The organism is Isoptericola croceus, assembly GCF_029382255.1.
Taxonomy (GTDB): domain Bacteria; phylum Actinomycetota; class Actinomycetes; order Actinomycetales; family Cellulomonadaceae; genus Isoptericola; species Isoptericola croceus.
In genome coordinates this window covers 1-270 of record NZ_JARLLG010000293.1, presented here as the reverse complement: position 1 = coordinate 270, position 270 = coordinate 1, and the positions used below count along the sequence as shown (strand labels likewise).

Annotated in this window: 1 protein-coding gene; it reads left to right on the top strand. The window is 51.9% G+C overall.

The features are described 5' to 3' along the window. Positions 1-270 (top strand): hypothetical protein (locus PZC42_RS24715; protein WP_277214177.1); only part of this gene is annotated, 270 nt, incomplete at both ends.

Here is a 270-nt window from a genome sequence, read left to right as displayed (position 1 = left end):
GGGCGTTCCACCTCCAGGTGCACCGCAGGCCAATGAGCCACCACCGCCAATAGAAGAACAGCGAAAAGCATTGGGAGAAAAACTCGTTGACGCCATTTATCAACAAGAACAAGATAATAGAGCGATGGTGGCAGCTAAAGCACCAGAAACGAAATTGGACGAGCATCTATCTTTTCTGGATTTGCTCAACAGCCGTCGCTCTCATGCACATGCATCACGCCAACAGAAACTGCTGCTGCCTGACAGACCGCCAGCTGGCTTGGCACCTGA